We start from the raw sequence: 17,667 nt of genomic DNA on the forward strand, positions 1-17,667 counted from the left end.
AGGAAATGCAAAAGAATTATTTTTGGGAATTTTCCATGCATTTTTTACAGTTTAAAAGAACGCCTATTTTTTCTTGGCGTCCTTGCTCAGTTTGTACCCAAGGACGGTTTTGCCACGGTGGAGTATGGCGGACATGTTGTGTGTGGCCACAGGCAAGCTCCGCCACCCAATGATGTTCTTCATCGAGATGAAAACCGACAATCGCTTGTTGCACTTAAGTATCTCGACTATCGTGTTGAGGCTGTTCTAAGCCATTCAAAAAACGTTGACACAATTGATGGATGGCTACCAAATCATCGGGATCTAGACCTAAAGAACACGCCAGCTCAAATGGAATGGCCATAATTTTATTTTTGGCTAAGAGTGCTTTTTCCAGCAGAACGACTTTTTTCATACGTTCATCTTCTTTGACGGCAACACGCTTTAAAAACTGTTTTTCTTCTAGTTTTTTAATAATGGGGGTCAAGGTACCTGAGTCAAAAAAGGTTTTTTGTCCAATCTCGGTCAGCGTCACATTGTCCTGCTCGTATAAAGCCAACAAAACAATAAATTGCGGATAGGTCAGATCGTAAACCTGTAAGCGTGGACGGTATTGACGAACCATGGCATTGGTTGCGGAATACATGGCAAAACACACGCGGTTTTCTAAAAGTGGGGTGTCCGCCATATTGCATGTCCTTGGGTGTTAATGTCTGTAAAGCAGTATAAATGAAATAGGGATGAAAGTATATTGCGCATAATAATATTGTGCGCAAGTTAATTGTGTGCGATATTATTTTGCGGATGAAGTCGGTTCAGCTTTTGAAGCGACTTTCAGTAATGACATTTTGATGAATGGAAGAGATGTAATGAGCACAATTTATGATTTTCAGGCCGAACTGTTGGAAGGCGAGCAAAAAAATCTGGCCGATTATCAGGGCAAGGTTTTATTGGTGGTGAATACCGCCAGCCAATGTGGTTTAACCCCGCAATTTGAAGGCTTGGAACAGTTATATCAGGACTATCAACAGCAAGGTCTGCTGATTTTAGGTTTTCCCTGCAACCAATTTGCGCAGCAAGACCCTGCGAGTAATGAAGAGATCGGCAGTTTTTGTCAGCGTAATTATGGGGTCTCTTTCCCGATGTTTGCCAAAGTTGACGTGAATGGTCCTACAGCGCATCCGCTGTATCAGTATTTAACCACTGAAGCTAAAGGCATTTTAGGTAGTCAAAGCATCAAATGGAATTTCACCAAATTTCTCATTAACCAAAAAGGGCAGGTGGTGAAACGCTATGCGCCGATTGTTAAACCTGAAAAAATTGCCAAGGATATTCAACGCCTTTTGACTTAATGGAGAAAGTGTGGAAAGGAGCTGCCGTGTGGTAATAGGCGCATACTTCCTTTGTTGTATCGAGCAGTTAGTATCTGATTTGTTACTGCAGTGTGTTGTAGTTATTTGAATAAAATAGATTTTTTAATCTTTAATTATTACACAACTTGTTGCACCCAAACCTGAAAACTTCGCTATACTTTTTGCCAAGTTTAAAAAATATGAGCGTGAGAATTATGCGTGTACTGGTAGTGATGGACCCGATTGAAACGGTGAATCTGAAAAAAGATTCCACCATGGCTATGTTATGGGCAGCAAGCCGTCGCGGACATGAACTGGGTTATGCATTACAACACGATTTATATATCGATCAAGGCAAAGCCTTTGGTCTGATTTCTCCCTTAAAGGTGTTTGAAGATTACGATCATTATTTTGAGTTGGGTGAACAGCAAAAAGAGTCCTTGGCCGATTACGATGTGATCTTGATGCGTAAAGATCCACCGTTCGACATGAACTTTGTCTACACCACCTATATTTTGGAACAAGCGGAACGTGAAGGTGCGTGGATTATCAACAAACCACAGTCCTTACGTGATTGTAATGAAAAACTGTTTGCCACGCAGTTCCCCGAACTCCAAGTGCCTACATTGGTGACTTCACAACAAAGCCTCATTCGTGAATTTATCAAAGAACATGGTGATGTGATTGTGAAGCCGCTTGATGGTATGGGGGGGATGGGAATTTTCCGTTTATATCAAGATGGTGTGAACATTGGCTCAACTTTGGAAATGTTGACGGAGATGGGCACACGTCCGATTATGGCGCAGCGTTATATTCCTGAAATTGTGGAAGGGGATAAGCGTATTTTGCTGGTCAATGGTGAACCGATTCCGTATTGCTTGGCGCGTATTCCACAAAACGGTGAAGTGCGTGGGAATTTGGCCGCAGGTGGTTTGGGTCAAGCACGTCCTTTGACTGAAAACGACAAGGCGATTGCTGCAAAAGTGGGGCCCTTCTTACGTGAAAAAGGTTTGGTTTTTGTCGGACTTGATGTAATTGGCAACTATGTGACCGAGATTAATGTCACCAGTCCAACCTGTATTCGTGAGATTGATGCACAATTTGGTACCTCGATTGCCGATATTTTATTTGATATTTTAGAAGCAGGCAAAGCCAGCTAAAATGACAGAAAAGGAACCTGAAATGGTTCCTTTTTTCTTTCATGGAGGTGGTCGGTTTTGGAATAGAGCTGTACTTTGCTGCAAAGTGTATAAATTTGGTTGAAAATAAAGCGGATTATGTTGCTAGACACCACTAATTTTCATTCTGTTCAAATGTATGCACTCAGATTGTATTTCTAGCCGCTAAAATGAAGTGAATTACACTTTAGAATGATGTTAAATATTTGATTCAAATCAGCTTCATTGTTTTATTTTTAAATATCTCCAATTGCACTGTTGAGCCTGATTGTGTGCTGTAGTTTGAGTAAAAATGCACATCTGATAACAAATCTAGTTTAAACTTGAAAATCAGTAGAAAAAAACAATCAAATGCCTGTTGAAAAAAAGTAAATAATCTTTCGCGGCTATGCGTTTGTGATTACAATTGATCGCTTAAAATTGAATTTTGTTTCCATATTTTTAGAATTGAAGAATTAGACTGTGACCGAAGCAACACCAACAAAGCCGAAACATGTAATGATGATGGCTGCCGGAACGGGCGGGCATGTTTTTCCAGCACTTGCTGTGGCTAAGGAATTACAGCAACAAGGCTGTCAAGTCTCGTGGCTTGCTACGCCTACAGGTATGGAAAATCGCCTGCTTAAAAATCACGATATCCCAATTTATCAAATTGATATTCAAGGTGTGCGCGGCAATGGCTTAGTCCGCAAAGTATTGGCACCCTTTAAAATTTTAAAAGCCACTTTAAGTGCAATGCGTTACATGAAGCAGCTCAAAGTCGATGCCGTCGCAGGCTTTGGGGGTTATGTCGCTGGGCCTGGTGGATTGGCTGCGCGCGCACTGGGTATTCCTGTGATTATTCATGAGCAGAATGCGATTGCTGGATTTACCAATACGCAGTTATCACGTATTGCCAAAACAGTGTGTCAGGCTTTTCCAAACACCTTTGCTGCACAAGATAAAATTGTGACCACGGGCAATCCCGTCCGCAAAGAAATTACGGAAATTTTAAATCCGTCTTGGCGTTATCAAGAACGTGAAAAAGCAGGGGCCATGCTTCGAGTTTTAATTGTGGGTGGCTCGTTGGGTGCACAAGCGTTAAATGAGCGTGTTCCTGAAGCATTGAAGCAATTGAATGTGCCGTTAAGCGTTTATCATCAGTGTGGTCAAAACCATGCAGATGCGACCCAAGCGCGTTATACCGATGCTCCTGAACAGCTTCAGGTTGAAGTCCACCCTTTTATTGAAGATATGGCCCAAGCCTATAGCGATGCCGATTTAATTATTTGCCGTGCTGGGGCGTTAACCGTGACCGAAATTGCCACTGCGGGTGTGGCTGCGGTGTTTGTTCCACTGCCAAGCGCAGTGGATGATCACCAAACGGCCAATGCAAAGTTTTTAGCCAATATCGGTGCAGCCAAAATTTGCCCACAAGCAAGCATGACGCCCGAGAGTTTAAAAGAATTATTATTACCCTTGATGAACCGTCAGTTATTGTCTGAAATGGCAGTGAAAGCACGTCAGCAAGCACAACCCGATGCAACCCAACATGTGGTTCGTTTAATTCAAGCATTGTAAACCGAGTATTTTATGTCGCCATCTACGCCTGCTGATCAAGCAAAAAAGTTAATTAAAGTGCCAGAAATGCGCCGTATTAAGCACATCCATTTTATTGGGATTGGTGGTGCGGGTATGTGTGGTATTGCTGAAGTGCTCAAGAACCAAGGCTACAAAGTCTCAGGTTCAGATATCAAAGCATCAAAAACCACGGCTCAGCTTGAAGAAAACGGCATCAAAGTCTATATCGGGCATACCGCTGAAAATATTCAAGGGGCAAACGTGATTGTGGTGTCGACTGCAATTGATGCAGAAAACCCTGAAATCAAAGCAGCCATTGAAACGCGTACACCTGTGGTGCGCCGTGCAGAAATGCTGGGTGAGCTGATGCGCTACCGTCATGGGATTGCTGTTGCGGGAACGCATGGTAAAACCACGACCACTAGCCTTGTCACGTGTATGTTGGCAGAAGAAAATCTCGACCCAACTTATGTGATTGGCGGTTTGCTGAATCGTACTGGTGTGAATGCTGCACTGGGCGCGAGTCGTTTTATCGTGGCAGAGGCAGATGAATCAGATGCGTCATTCCTGCATCTGCAACCGATGGCCACCATCGTGACCAATATTGATGCAGACCATATGGACACCTATGGTGGTAGTTTCGATGTCTTAAAAGATACCTTTGTACAGTTCTTACAAAAACTACCATTTTACGGCTTGGCTGTGGTGTGTGGCGATGATGCCAACATTCGTGAAATCATGCCGCGCATTGGTCGTCCATTGATCACGTATGGTTTTAACGAAGACAATGACATTCGTGCAGTGGATATTGAACAAGAAGGCATGCAGTCGCACTTTACCGTATTGCGTAAAGATCGTGAGCCTTTGCGTTTAACCATCAATTTGCCGGGTTTGCATAATATTTTAAATGCACTTGCAGCGATCGGTATTGCAACTGATGAAGGTGTCTCTGATGCTGCGATTGCACGTGCGCTGGAAAGTTTCAGCGGCGTAGGCCGTCGTTTCCAAGTACAGGGCGAATTTGACATCGAAGGCGGCAATGTGAAATTGGTGGATGACTATGGTCACCATCCAAAAGAAGTCGAAGCGACCATTAAAGCGGCACGTGCAAGCCATCCAGACCGCCGTTTAGTGATGATGTTTCAGCCACACCGTTTTAGCCGTACCCGTGACTGTTTCGATGACTTTGTGGATGTATTGTCACATGTCGATCAGTTGTTGCTGCTTGAAGTCTATCCTGCGGGTGAAAAACCGATTGTGGGGGCAGACAGCCGATCATTGGCGCGTAGTATTCGTTTACGTGGTGATGTAGAGCCGATTTTGATCGATCCAGTCGAAGGTAATTTGCAGCATGCGTTGAAAAAAGTGTTACAAGCGGATGACTTGTTATTGACGCAAGGCGCAGGTAATGTGGGGGCTATCTCGGTTGAGCTTGCAAGCAATCATTTATATTTAAAATAATCACGTTTTGTGATTACTCAATGAATAAAACAGTCATAAAGTTTAAGGATATCAATGTGTCAAATGCTTCAAAATTCGGCAAAGTAGCGGTGTTGCTTGGTGGTAAGTCTGCTGAGCGTGAGGTTTCTCTAGATAGTGGTGCAGCTGTACTTGAAGCATTGGTTCGTTCGGGTGTAAACGCAGAAGCTTTTGATCCGCAAGAGCGTAGTGTGACCGAATTGGTCGGTTATGACCGTGCGTTTATTGTGTTGCATGGTCGCGGTGGGGAAGACGGTCAAATCCAAGGGGTCTTAGAGTGGCTCAACATCCCGTATACCGGAACAGGCGTACAGGGTTCTGCTATTGGCATGGATAAAGTTAAAACCAAGCAAGTTTGGCAGGGTTCAGACTTACCGACAGCGCCTTATCGCATCATTAGCCAAGAGTCAGATTTAGCTGAAGTGGTGGCGAATTTAGGTCTTCCGCTGATTATCAAGCCGGTACACGAAGGTTCAAGTGTCGGCATGAGTAAAGTTGAAAAAGCAGAAGATTTGGCAGCGGCAATTGCCAAAGCGACCCAACACGATGCTGTGGTAATGGCTGAAAAATGGATTACGGGACGTGAGTTCACGATTTCATTTTTAAATGGTCAACCGTTACCTGTGATTCGTCTACAACCGCCTGCGGATGTGGCTTTTTATGATTATGAAGCGAAATATCAACGTAATGATGTGGAATACGGAATTCCGTGTGGCTTAAGTGCGGAAGAAGAGCAAAAGTTACAAGCGCTTTGCCTCCGTGCATTCCAAGCGGTAGGTGCAAGTGGTTGGGGCCGTATAGATGCGATGCAAGATGAGCAAGGAAATTTCTGGTTACTAGAAGTGAATACAGTCCCAGGGATGACCAGTCACTCTTTGGTGCCGAAAGCAGCAAATGCAGTGGGTTATAGCTTTGATGCGCTTTGTGTCCAAATTTTAGAGCAAACACTGACAGGTGCGGCTCACTAAATGGCGCAATTACCTGCTTCTATGCGCCGTAAACGCGCAGCGATTACTTCAATACACGATAAACCACCGACGCGTAAGGAAAAGCTTGCCAACTTCGGTGGTTGGGTGATGTTGGTCGTTGCCGTGGCGGTGCTGTTGGTTGGTATTTATGGCTTATATCAAGTCATGACAGATGCACGTGTGGCCGAACTTGATGTGGTGGGCGTACGTTCTGAGGCGGAAAAAAATCAGGTGATGGGACATGTTTCACCAGCCATTACTCATAATTATTTCACCTCAGATTTAGAAGAAATTCGTGATCGTACCTTAGAGCTGGCTTGGGTGGATCGCGTGGTGGTTTCGCGGGCATGGCCAAATGCAATTCGCGTTCGCGTCATGCCTCGGCATGCAATTGCACGTTGGGGGACGGGGCGTCTCTTAAGTGACAGTGGTGACGTATTTAGCGAAGTGACGCCGAAAAATAATCAGAATTTGCCTTTATTACACGGCCCAATCAGTCAGTCTAAAATGATGATGCGCCGTTATAATGAAATTAATCAATTATTCCAGCCAGTCAACCTTCGTTTAAAAGAACTATATTTAACGGAGCGTATGACTTGGTTTATGCAGTTCGATTCAGGTTTACGTGTTATCGTAGATCAGGATCAAACCATGAGTAAGCTGCAACGTTTGAGTTATTTGGCTCAAAGTGATTTGAAGCCAGTTTGGGCCAAAGTATCTGCTATTGATTTGCGTTATCGAAATGGCTTGGCCATCCAATGGAAGAATGCTGCCGCACCAAAGATAGCAAATGGTCATTTTGTTGTAACGATTGATGACACAAGCATTGCAGGTGGAGCAGCAGCAAAGCCATAATACTTGGCTTTAAAACAGAGGCATAAAGCCATAAATTAAACAAACATGCGATGGTAGTAGTAAATAATGAATGAAGCGGTTCCCTCAGTTGTTGCGATTGACATTGGGACGCACAAAGTTTCAGTTTTGATTGGTAAGGTACATGCGCCAGACAATATCCAAGTGATAGGAATGGCAACTGCTCGTAACCGAGGCATGAATAAAGGAAAAATTGTAAGTCTTGATAAAGTCATTACAGCGATAAAAAATGCCGTGCAAGAAGCAGAAGATATGGCTGAATGCCGTGTCCATTCCGCGTGGGTCTCAATCCCAAGTGCCGAGTTAAAAAGCTTTTATGCATCTGGACGAACGCCAGTTGAGAATACTGACCATACAATTACAACAAGTGAAGTGGTTCGTGCATTAGAGTTGGCCAAAGCCAGCCACATGACCTCGGATCATTATTTGGTTAGTGCTGTTCCACTGGGCTTTGAGTTGGATGACTCCACTGAGTGGGTACAAAACCCAATACGGATGTCTGCACACAGCATGATTGGTCATTATCAGTTGATGATGTTACCAATTAGTACCATGCAAAATCTTGATCGGGCCTTGAAGGGTGCGAACATTGGGGTGGAGAAACTGGTGGTGTCTTGTTTGGCAACGGCAGAAGCGAGTCTACTCAAAGATGAAAAAGAGTATGGTGTCTGTTTAGTAGATATTGGTGCAGGTACCACCAACATTGCGGTGTATTTAGATGGTCGTTTGGCGTTGACACATACTTTGCAGCGTGGTGGCGAACATGTCACCCGTGATATTGCTGCTGTGTTACAAACCACCACTGAAGAAGCTGAGCGAATTAAATTACTCTATGGGTGTGTCGACATTAAGTCGGTTAAACCGGACCATATGATTCAGATCCAAGGGATTGATGGTCCGCAAACGATTAGTCGTATTGAGCTGACTGAAATCGTGATTGCGCGTTATGAAGAAATCTTAGGCCAAGTTCGCCAAGAGCTAGAGCGTAATGGTGCGATTCATGGTTTGTATCATGGTGTGGTGTTAACTGGTGATGCTAGTCAAATCGAAGGTATGGTGACGTTGACTCGTCGTATGTTGGGTGTGTCTGCGCATTTGGGTAATCCACCTGTGCAAGTGACAGCAGATGAGCAAAATATTGCCGCACTGCGTCGCTCTCAGTATGCCACTGCCGCAGGTTTGTTGATGTTTAGTCAGAGCGAAACACAAGAAACTATAGTGGAACCAGAAGATACAGAAAAACTGTCTCTGATTAAACGCGTTGGACGTGCTTGGTCTGGACTCAATGAAAAGCTGAAATCTGTTTTTTAAGTTGAATTTTTTTGGAATATTGTTAAGAAGTTGTACAACGCATCGCTTAAACTTGACAAGCTATGGCTTGCACAGCATGCTTAAAAGCAATTTTGTTTATTAAGATCAAGGCAGTATACGGGCTTAAGTGACTGCCAATAACGAATTAGGAAATCTATAGGTCATGGCCTCATTTGAATTTTTAGAAGATGATCAAACCGATAGCAACGGTCAAGCCCGTTTTACTGTGTTTGGTGTTGGTGGTGCAGGTGGTAACGCCGTACAACACATGCTTGAGTCAGATATTCAAGGTGTAAAATTTGTATGTGCCAATACGGACAAGCAAGCGCTAGACCGTATGAATGCACAATTCAAAATCCAGTTGGGTGAGCAAAGTACTCGTGGTTTAGGTGCGGGTGCCAATCCAAATGTAGGTCAAGCAGCGGCTGAAGAAAGTCGTGACTTGATTCGTCAGCACCTTGAAGGTACTGACATGGTGTTTGTCACTGCTGGTATGGGCGGTGGTACAGGTACAGGTGCTGCGCCAGTGGTTGCTGAAATTGCCAAAGAAATGGGCATTTTAACCGTAGGCGTGGTAACGACACCGTTTAACTTTGAAGGTAAACGTCGTCTTCAGTCTGCTGAGCAAGGCATTGAAGCATTAGAAGCGCATGTAGATTCTTTAATCATCATTCCAAACCAACGTTTGTTAAAAGTTTTCCGTGACATCTCAATGAAAGATGCCTACAAAAAAGCGGATGATGTCTTATTAAATGCGGTCCGTAGTATCTTTGATTTAGTGGTACGCCCAGGTCATATTAACCTTGACTTTGCTGACTTGAAAACTGCGATGAGCACACGTGGTTATGCCATGATGGGTGCGGGTTTAGGTCGTGGTGAAAACCGTGCACGTCAAGCAGCTGAACAAGCGATCCGTAGCCCATTGCTGGATAATGTCACCATTATGAATGCCAAAGGGATTCTGATTAATGTAACGGGTGGTGATGATGTTACGTTTGGCGAAATTGAAGAAATTACCGACGTTGTGAACCAAATTGTCGATCTAGACGAAGGCCAAGTCTTCTACGGTACCGTATTTGATCCAGACGCGCGTGATGAAATCAGTGTCACTGTCATTGCAACAGGTTTAACTCGAAACTCAGCAGATTCTGCTGAGCCAGTGAAGCGTCCAAATGCACATGTGCAGGTAGCACAACATGGGCATGCAACGCAAGCGGTTGTTGAAGATGATGATGTGCCTGCAATCCAGCGTCAGAACCAAGACGTGGCTGCTGCAGCGAGTTCTGCATCGACAGTGAGTGCTGCACGCCCAACACCAATGAGTATTCAAGATTACTTGAAAAATCAACAGCGTAAGTAATATTTATCTATGTGGTTAAGCCACACGTGATGAAGAAAAGGTAGTCTCTGACTACCTTTTTGTTTTTTATCAATGGCTAAATATGCTAACGTATAGCGGTTTAGTGGTGAGATGATATGAAACATGTTGAAACAAAGAACTCTACAACGTGTCGTTAAAGCAAGCGGCATTGGTTTGCATAGTGGTCAAAAAGTCTTAATTAACTTTGTGCCACATCATGCGGACGGAGGAATTGTGTTTCGTCGTATCGATCTCAATCCACCGGTCGACATTCGTGCAAATGCGATGTTGATCCAAGAAGCCTTCATGTGTTCAAACTTAGTTCAAGAAGATGCCAAAGTCGGTACGATTGAACATGTTATGAGTGCAATTGCAGGTTTGGGTATTGATAACTTGATCATTGAAGTGTCTGCCTCTGAAGTCCCAATTATGGATGGCAGTGCAGGTCCGTTTATTTACTTGCTCATGCAAGGTGGTCTCAAAGAACTGGATGCCCCTAAAAAATTTATAAAAATCCTCAAACCTGTAGAAGCACTTATCGACGACAAACGCGCCATTTTCCGCCCGCATGAGGGTTTCCAACTCAATTTTACCATTGACTTCGACCATCCCGCTTTTAAGAAAGAATATCAGTCTGCCACTATTGATTTTTCAACCGAAACCTTTGTTTATGAAGTCAGCGAGGCTCGTACTTTTGGTTTTATGAAAGATTTGGACTATCTCAAAGCCAATAATCTCGCTTTGGGGGCAAGTTTAGACAATGCCATTGGCGTCGATGAAACGGGGGTGGTGAATGAAGAAGGTTTGCGCTTCTCAGATGAGTTTGTTCGTCACAAAATATTAGATGCGGTGGGGGATCTTTACTTGCTCGGTCACCAAATTATTGCCAAATTTGATGGATATAAGTCTGGGCATGCTTTGAATAATCAATTATTGCGCAATGTCCAAAGTGATCCAAGCAGCTATGAAATTGTAACATTTAATGACGAAGATCAGTGTCCAATTCCTTATGTGAGTGTGACTTAAGTCATTGTCTTTATTGTGTGATGTTATATTGTAACAAACATAAATGTGATGAATTTATCATTTTAAAAACGCAATTCTGAAGCGGGTCGAGACGAGGTTACTTTTTTTTGCTTGCCAAACGTCGCATTGCTTGGCTAAGCTTAGGGTCGCTCACAAAGTCAGCAGCACCTCGGATTAAGTCTTGAGTTTCTGTGCTTAGCGATCTTGAAATAGATTGTATCTTTGCGGGTGTTTGAGAGGGGATTCTCAAACGAACTTGGAGTTTTTGTAGGTCTTTAAACTCATCAAGTTCCGACAGTTGTGCAATATATTGTTTTTGAAGGTAACCAAGTTGACTAATCATCGCTTGATTTTCGCCGGTAATCGTCAAAATACCATATTGATAACAAACAACCTGCCACTGCTCTGGTTGCGGTAGGATAGGTTGAATCAGTTTTGTAAGTTTCTGCCATGCAGTTACTTGCTTTGAGAGAAACGTTAAGTTTCCTGTTTTTATGTGTTTTCTGGTTTGTTGAAAGAGATTCACTGGTTCGGACATACATATTTCCTTCATGTTAATGTCTTAATCTTATGCGCTTCTTTCGGTAGATATCAAGGACGAGATCACGCAAGAAACATTCGTAAGAACAGTTTTAAGAGGTTTTTTATGCATATGCGACGTATTTTGTTGGCTTTTTCTTTTGCGGCATCGGCTGCTTCAGTAGCCTTCGCTGATTTGGTAGAACTCAATACAAATAATGCTTCTTCGGATCGAATTGAGCAATTGACACGCACTTTATCGGAAGGCGCTTATACCGAATCGAATGATATTGATATCCCTGCCGAAACGAAAATGTCCGTGAAACTACGTGAGAAAACGGTTGAGCTCAACAACGCTTCACTGGCGAAAAAATACGGTTCGGAATCCTCTGCAAAAAGTTTTTCAAATAATCCATATTCGTGGTTAGTGACACACCCGCTTCCAAGTGCACGTGTTAGCTCAAGTTACGGTGGCCGTACAATGAATGGTCGTGCTGAGCGCCACTCAGGTCTAGATCTTGCTGCGCCAAGCGGTACACCGATTTATGCGACAGGCCCAGGGATTGTGACCAAGTCAGGTTGGGGTACAGGCTATGGTCAATATGTTGAAATTAACCATGGCAATGGTTATATCACGCGCTATGCTCATGCATCACGTTTAATTGCTCGTGTTGGCGACCGTGTAGACGCGGGTGAACATATTGCTAATGTTGGTTGTACAGGTCGTTGTACTGGCCCACATTTACACTATGAAGTAGTTAAAGATGGTCAACGCAAAAACCCATCGACTTATCTAGCCATGTTGCCTTAATCCCGATTTGATCGATGATCCGAACTTACCGTTGGTCTGATGCTTGAAAAAGGAATACAGCTCTGACGAAATCTAAGTTAGCATCAAAAAATAGCATTAAATGTATAAAAAACCGCCTAAATTGGCGGTTTTTTGTTATCTTGGGTAACGAATGGTCAATGACTATTTAGTTACTAAATAGTATGGCTCAGCCATATTCAGCTGTGGCGATACTCTTATAGGACGAAAGTATGATACATATTAACGTATAAGATTAGGATATCGAAATAGGTGAATTATGGCGTTTTATGGTGATACTGACGCGCAAGAAACGCAAGAATGGCAAGATGCGTTTGACTCCGTTTTACAACACATGGGGACTGAGCGTGCAGCTTTTCTATTGGAAAAACTGTATCAACAAGCCATCGCTAAACATGTCCCTATTCAGCGTTTAAACACGCCTTATTTAAATACAATTTCAGTGGCTGAAGAACCTGCAATGCCAGGCGATCAAGACATGGAGCGTCGTATCCGTGCATTGATTCGTTGGAATGCGCTAGCGATGGTACTTCGTGCCAATAAAACGGGTGATGATTTAGGTGGTCACTTGGCCAGCTTTGCATCTTCAGCAACTTTATATGATGTTGGCTTTAACCACTTTTTCCGTGCCAATAACGACAATTTTGGCGGGGACATGATCTATTATCAAGGTCACTGTGCACCGGGCATCTATGCACGTTCATTCCTTGAAGGTCGTTTAACCGAAGAGCATTTGAATAATTTCCGCCGCGAAGTCGGGGGGATTGGTTTACCTTCGTATCCGCACCCGTATTTAATGCCTGACTATTGGCAGTTCCCGACCGTATCGATGGGTCTAGGGCCAATCATGTCGATTTATCAAGCACATATTCAAAAGTATTTGATGAACCGTGGTTTGATTAAAGAAGAAGACCGTAAAGTCTGGGCGTATCTAGGCGATGGTGAGATGGACGAGCCTGAAAGCACAGGTGCAATCTCACTGGCTGGACGTGAAAAACTCGATAACTTGATCTGGGTGGTGAACTGTAACTTACAACGTCTGGATGGCCCAGTACGTGGTAACGGCAAAATCATTCAAGAATTAGAATCTCTATTTCGTGGTGCAGGCTGGCGTGTCATTAAAGTAGTATGGGGTCGTCATTGGGATCCACTACTAGCTAAAGATAGCACTGGCGCTTTAAAAGCAGTAATGGAAGAAGCGGTGGATGGTGATTACCAACGCTACCAAGTGAAAGGCGGTGCGTACACGCGTGAGAAATTCTTTGGTAAATATCCTGAAGCGAAAGAATTAATCAAAGACCTTAGTGATGAGGATATTGATAACCTAAACCGTGGTGGTCATGACCCGTATAAAGTCTTTGCAGCCTATGCGGAAGCCATGAAAGCCAAAGGTCAGCCGACGGTCATCCTTGCGAAAACAGTCAAAGGTTATGGCTTATCTGAAGAAATTGAAGCGGTCAACAAAACGCATCAAATCAAGAAAATGCAAATTGATTCGTTGAAGTATGTGCGTAACCGTTTCAACTTGCCGTTTACCGATGCGCAACTTGAAGAAGTTCCATTCTATCGTCCAAGTGAAAACTCGCCAGAATTGAAATACATGAAGGCGCGTCGCGAGGCTTTGGGTGGTTACTTGCCTGCACGTCGTAAAGAAAGCGAGCAGCTGGCGATTCCTGAGTTATCGGTATTCGATGCGGTACTCAAAGGTTCTGCAGGTAAAGAGCAATCGACCACCATGGTCATGGTGCGTTTAATTTCTTCGTTATTGAAAGAAAAAGCGATTAAAGACCGTGTGGTGCCAATTGTTCCTGATGAAGCGCGTACGTTTGGTTTAGAAGGTATGTTCCGTCAGTTGGGTATTTATGCTGCGCATGGTCAGAAATATACCCCAGAAGACCAAGAACAATTGATGCATTACCGTGAAGCCAAAGACGGTCACATGTTACAAGAAGGGATTAACGAAGCTGGTGCGATGAGCGCATGGGCAGCGTTGGCAACCAGTTATTCAACCAATAACTTGCCAATGATTCCAATGTACATGTACTACTCGATGTTTGGTTTCCAACGTATTGGTGATATTGCATGGGCAGCAGGTGATGCTCAAGCGCAGGGCTTCTTGCTAGGTGCAACTGCTGGTCGTACCACACTGAACGGTGAAGGCTTACAACACCAAGACGGCCACTCACACATCCTTGCGAACACCATTCCAAACTGCGTGTCTTATGACCCATGTTTCGGTTATGAATTGGCGGTGATCGTGCATGACGGTTTACAACGTATGTATGTGAACCAAGAGCGTGTGTTCTATTACTTAACCGTAATGAACGAAAACTATGAGCACCCTGAAATGCCAGTAGGCGCTGAGGAAGGCATCAAACGTGGTATGTATCTGTTCCAAGAAGATGAAAAAGCTACTGTTCAGCTGTTGGGTTCAGGTGTAATTCTGCGTGAAGTGATTAAAGCTGCGAAAATTTTACGTGATGAATACCAAATTCACTCAAACGTGTGGAGCGTGACTAGCTTTAACGAATTAGCACGTGATGGTATGGCATGTGAAGAATACAACCGCTTACACCCTGTAACTGAAGATGTGAAAGAAGCTTGGGTATCTCAGCAGTTGCGTAGCAAAGCTGGTATTGTTGTTTCTGCAACAGATCATATGCGTGCTTATAGCGAACAAATCCGTGCGTATCTGCCAGATGGTCGCCCATTTGTTGCATTGGGTACAGATGGTTATGGTCGCTCAGATACTCGTGCCAACCTGCGTAGTTACTTCGGTGTTGATGCTGCACATATTGTGGTTGCAACCTTGAAAAAATTAGCAGATGAAGGTGAAGTGGATGCACGCTTAGTCAAAGATGCCATTTCTAATTTTGAATTAGATACCGATCGTCCTGTGGCGTGGGCACCGCAAGCAACACCTGAAGTGCATGCTGTTGCAGACTACAAAGAGGAGAAATAATCATGCAAATTACGACTCCTGATATTGGTGTAGATAAGGCGACCGTCGCTGAAATCTTAGTAAAAGTCGGTGATCGCATTAGTGTCGATGACAGCATTATTTTACTTGAATCCGACAAAGCTTCTGTTGAAGTGCCAAGCACTTCAGCTGGGGTGGTGAAAAGTATTTTGGTGAGCTTGGGTGACTCGGTTGCCGAAGGTGCAGCGCTCATTGAGCTAGAAGCTGAGGGGCAAACTGAAGCGTCAGCGGCACAAGTACAGGCTGAAGCTGTTCAAGTTGAAGAAAAGCCTGCATCCGCTGCTGTTGCTGAAACGGTTGCACCCGCTGCGACTACAGCATCACAAGTGATTGATGTGCAAGTGCCAGATATTGGTGTGGAAAAAGCAACCGTTGGTGAAATTTTGGTGTCAGTTGGCGATCAAATTGACGTTGATCAAAGCATCCTTGTGGTTGAGTCAGACAAAGCGACTGTGGAAGTCCCGAGTACGATTTCAGGCACAGTGGAATCGATTAGTGTTCACGTCGGCGACAGTGTTAAAGAAGGCGTAGTGATCCTTACTGTAAAAACAGCAGTGTCAGTTGCACCAGTGACTGCTGAGCCTACGCCAGTTGCAGCACCTCAAGCCATTGAAGCTCAGCCTGCTGAAGCGGCGCCACAAGCCGCTGCTGCGCCTGCAGGTGCAGTTGAAATTGCAGTGCCTGACTTGGGCGTAGACAAAGCGGCTGTTGCTGAAATTTTAGTGTCAGTAGGTGATACGGTTGAAAAAGACCAAAGTATCATCGTGGTTGAATCAGACAAAGCAACGGTTGAAGTTCCAAGTACAACAGCGGGTGTGATTAAAGCCATTCATGTTGCATTGGGACAAAATGTATCGGAAGGTGTGGCTTTGGTGACCATTGAAGCGGAGGGTCAAGCCCCTGCACCAACGACTCAAGCTGTTGCTCAGACACCAACGAAACCTACAGCGGCTCCAGCTGTAACTACACCAGTGGTGGCATCTACTGTACCAGCAGTTCAAGGTGCAGATAAGCTGACCAAAGAGCAAAATGCAGCCAATGCTAAAGTCTACGCGGGTCCTGCGGTACGTAAACTGGCGCGTGAATTGGGCGTGGTGCTGGCAGAAGTAAAAGCCTCTGGGCCGCATGCACGTTTAATGAAAGATGACATTTTTGCTTATGTGAAAGGTCGCTTAACCGCACCGCAAACTGCATCTGCTGCGACGGTTGTTGCTGCCGCGGGCTTACCGAAACTGCCTGACTTTAGTGCGTTTGGTGGTGTAGAAGAGAAAGTGCTGACACGTCTGCAACAAGTCTCTATTCCGCAGTTATCTTTAAACAACTATATCCCGCAAGTGACTCAGTTTGATTTGGCGGATATTACTGAACTTGAAGCTTGGCGTAATGATCTGAAAGGTAACTTTAAGAAAGATGGTATTAGCTTGACCATTATGGCGTTCATCATCAAAGCGGTTGCGCACTTGTTGAAAGAAGAGCGTGATTTTGCTGGTCACTTGGCTGATGATGGCAAGTCTGTACTGTTGCGTAACGAAATCCATATGGGCATTGCTGTAGCAACACCAGATGGTTTAACCGTTCCTGTACTCCGTAATCCAGATCAGAAATCGATTAAAGACATTGCGGTGGAGCTCGGTGTATTGGGTCAAAAAGCCCGTGATAAGAAACTTTCACCGAAAGATCTACAAGGTGCAAACTTCACGATTTCAAGCTTAGGTGCAATTGGTGGTACGGCATTTACACCACTAGTGAACTGGCCACAAGTCGCAATTTTGGGAATTTCTCCAGCGACGATGCAACCCGTATGGAATGGTCAAGGTTTCGATCCGAAACTGATGTTGCCGTTGTCTTTGTCTTATGACCACCGTGTGATTAATGGGGCTGATGCAGCGCGCTTTACCAATAAGCTGACCAAGTTGTTGAAAGACATCCGTACTTTGCTGATCTGATGATCTAGCTTTTAGCCCTGCTATTCTCTCTTCTCACAAGAGAAAAATAGCGGCTGGAAGCACTGCAAAAATACCTCAATAAAGACCCTGCTTCGGCAGGGTCTTTTGTATTTATAGATTGCCAAAAAACATATTTTCGCCTAACATGGTGTTACTTCATTGGGGAGTAGCCGCTGTTCCTCAGAACAGGTGATGATCAACATATTTGCTCTAAAACGAGCATGGTCATCATAGCAAAGAACCAAATGAGCTTCTAAAGAGCTTTCTTTTGTTGGCAAGACCTTTGATTTACCACTCTGCAGATTTT

Annotated in this window: 15 protein-coding genes and 1 riboswitch; of the genes, 12 read left to right on the forward strand and 3 right to left on the reverse strand. The window is 44.1% G+C overall.

Annotated features, from left to right (window positions below; all coding sequences use genetic code 11):
- Positions 1 to 16 precede the first annotated feature (16 nt).
- Together JZ787_RS06335 and JZ787_RS06340 are read right to left on the reverse strand one after the other, a co-directional pair.
- The gene (locus tag JZ787_RS06335) at positions 17 to 214 is read right to left on the reverse strand and encodes a DUF3565 domain-containing protein (RefSeq protein WP_004978292.1); all 198 of its coding nucleotides are present in this window, start codon (positions 212 to 214) and stop codon (positions 17 to 19) included.
- Positions 215 to 667, reverse strand: coding sequence for a MarR family transcriptional regulator (locus tag JZ787_RS06340; protein ID WP_218288634.1), 453 nt, complete (start codon positions 665 to 667; stop codon positions 215 to 217).
- A 181-nt stretch (positions 668 to 848) separates the two neighbouring features.
- On the opposite strand from JZ787_RS06340, the gene JZ787_RS06345 reads away from it, so the two are divergent.
- From JZ787_RS06345 to lpxC, 9 genes are all read left to right on the forward strand, one after another.
- Positions 849 to 1,331, forward strand: a complete 483-nt coding sequence (locus tag JZ787_RS06345; protein ID WP_062031943.1) for a glutathione peroxidase — start codon at positions 849 to 851, stop codon at positions 1,329 to 1,331.
- A 215-nt stretch (positions 1,332 to 1,546) separates the two neighbouring features.
- Positions 1,547 to 2,491, forward strand: a complete 945-nt coding sequence (gshB, locus tag JZ787_RS06350) for a glutathione synthase (RefSeq protein ID WP_218288689.1) — start codon at positions 1,547 to 1,549, stop codon at positions 2,489 to 2,491.
- Positions 2,492 to 2,971: 480 nt separating this feature from the next.
- Positions 2,972 to 4,069, forward strand: a complete 1,098-nt coding sequence (murG, locus tag JZ787_RS06355; protein ID WP_218288633.1) for an undecaprenyldiphospho-muramoylpentapeptide beta-N-acetylglucosaminyltransferase — start codon at positions 2,972 to 2,974, stop codon at positions 4,067 to 4,069.
- A gap of 12 nt (positions 4,070 to 4,081) precedes the next feature.
- Complete coding sequence (murC, locus tag JZ787_RS06360) at positions 4,082 to 5,530, forward strand: UDP-N-acetylmuramate--L-alanine ligase (RefSeq protein WP_004691731.1); 1,449 nt, start codon at positions 4,082 to 4,084, stop codon at positions 5,528 to 5,530.
- A 56-nt stretch (positions 5,531 to 5,586) separates the two neighbouring features.
- Positions 5,587 to 6,516 (forward strand): D-alanine--D-alanine ligase, encoded by a 930-nt coding sequence (locus JZ787_RS06365; protein ID WP_004978280.1) that lies wholly within the window; start codon positions 5,587 to 5,589, stop codon positions 6,514 to 6,516.
- A complete protein-coding gene (locus JZ787_RS06370; RefSeq protein WP_058870508.1) occupies positions 6,517 to 7,371 on the forward strand; it encodes a cell division protein FtsQ/DivIB in 855 nt (284 codons plus the stop codon).
- 66 nt (positions 7,372 to 7,437) lie between these two features.
- Positions 7,438 to 8,700, forward strand: coding sequence for a cell division protein FtsA (gene ftsA, locus JZ787_RS06375; RefSeq protein WP_004691727.1), 1,263 nt, complete (start codon positions 7,438 to 7,440; stop codon positions 8,698 to 8,700).
- Positions 8,701 to 8,863: 163 nt separating this feature from the next.
- Positions 8,864 to 10,060 carry a cell division protein FtsZ gene (gene ftsZ / locus JZ787_RS06380; RefSeq protein WP_004691726.1) on the forward strand — a complete coding sequence of 399 codons (1,197 nt, stop codon included), beginning with the start codon at positions 8,864 to 8,866 and terminating at the stop codon, positions 10,058 to 10,060.
- Between the two features lie 123 nt (positions 10,061 to 10,183).
- Positions 10,184 to 11,086, forward strand: a complete 903-nt coding sequence (gene lpxC / locus JZ787_RS06385; RefSeq protein WP_062031958.1) for a UDP-3-O-acyl-N-acetylglucosamine deacetylase — start codon at positions 10,184 to 10,186, stop codon at positions 11,084 to 11,086.
- Positions 11,087 to 11,183: 97 nt separating this feature from the next.
- Here lpxC and JZ787_RS06390 read toward each other — a convergent pair whose 3' ends face one another.
- Positions 11,184 to 11,624 (reverse strand): hypothetical protein, encoded by a 441-nt coding sequence (locus JZ787_RS06390; protein ID WP_058870506.1) that lies wholly within the window; start codon positions 11,622 to 11,624, stop codon positions 11,184 to 11,186.
- A gap of 108 nt (positions 11,625 to 11,732) precedes the next feature.
- Between JZ787_RS06390 and JZ787_RS06395 the strand changes: the two genes are divergently transcribed.
- The 3 genes from JZ787_RS06395 (at position 11,733) to JZ787_RS06405 (ending at position 17,360) form a co-directional block, all read left to right on the forward strand.
- A complete protein-coding gene (locus JZ787_RS06395) occupies positions 11,733 to 12,416 on the forward strand; it encodes a M23 family metallopeptidase (protein WP_125280667.1) in 684 nt (227 codons plus the stop codon).
- A gap of 277 nt (positions 12,417 to 12,693) precedes the next feature.
- Positions 12,694 to 15,396, forward strand: coding sequence for a pyruvate dehydrogenase (acetyl-transferring), homodimeric type (aceE, locus tag JZ787_RS06400; RefSeq protein WP_168158730.1), 2,703 nt, complete (start codon positions 12,694 to 12,696; stop codon positions 15,394 to 15,396).
- 2 nt (positions 15,397 to 15,398) lie between these two features.
- Positions 15,399 to 17,360 carry a 2-oxo acid dehydrogenase subunit E2 gene (locus JZ787_RS06405; RefSeq protein WP_346311955.1) on the forward strand — a complete coding sequence of 654 codons (1,962 nt, stop codon included), beginning with the start codon at positions 15,399 to 15,401 and terminating at the stop codon, positions 17,358 to 17,360.
- Positions 17,361 to 17,509: 149 nt separating this feature from the next.
- Positions 17,510 to 17,648: riboswitch (yybP-ykoY riboswitch) on the forward strand.
- Positions 17,649 to 17,667 lie beyond the last annotated feature (19 nt).

It is taken from the genome of Acinetobacter sp. BWR-L5 (assembly GCF_039655985.1).
GTDB classification, from domain to species: Bacteria; Pseudomonadota; Gammaproteobacteria; order Pseudomonadales; family Moraxellaceae; genus Acinetobacter; species Acinetobacter johnsonii.